We start from the raw sequence: 555 nt of genomic DNA, 5'->3' as shown, positions 1-555 counted from the left end.
TGCGCGGCGCGGTGCTCGGCGGCAAGCCACCGCCAGCCGTCCCGCCCGATCGCCTTCTCGTGCCAGGCGACCGCCTCGTCTGCGTGGCCCAGCTCGACTGCTGCCGTGGTGCGGGCCAGGTCGACCGCGGTCGGCCCGAACCCGGTCCGATGATGATCGTGACCGTCACCCACCCGGGCCGCCAGGTCGGCCGCCTCGTCGATCAGCGCGACGGTGGCACGCTCGTCGCCGTTGCCGGCGGCGGCCAGAGCCGCCTGGACGAGCAGCGTCCCGCACAACGACACCTTCTCCGGGGTTGCACCGTCCGGGTCCGGTGGGGAGATCCGGTACGCGGCGGCCCGCATCGTCGACAGCGCCGACGATGCCCGACCGGCCGCGCGCAGCACCTGACCGAGCTGCACCGCAGCGGCGGCCACCAGCACCGGATCACCCGTAGCGACGGCCATGGCCCGGTCGGCGGCCAACCACGCCAGATCGATCTCGCCGAGCTTCACCAGCACCGACGCCGTCACCCGGTACACCTCCACCAGCAGCGGGCGACCCGACACCGGATCG

The 555-nt window shown here is 74.1% G+C and carries 1 pseudogene; it reads right to left on the bottom strand.

Annotation, left to right across the window (positions count from 1 at the left end):
* Positions 1-555, bottom strand: a pseudogene (locus tag V6U90_RS33805) (helix-turn-helix domain-containing protein); the annotation flags it as partial.

This window comes from Micromonospora sp. CPCC 206060, assembly GCF_036906895.1.
In the GTDB taxonomy this organism is placed as follows: Bacteria; Actinomycetota; Actinomycetes; order Mycobacteriales; family Micromonosporaceae; genus Micromonospora.
This window is presented reverse-complemented; position numbering and strand designations above follow the sequence as displayed.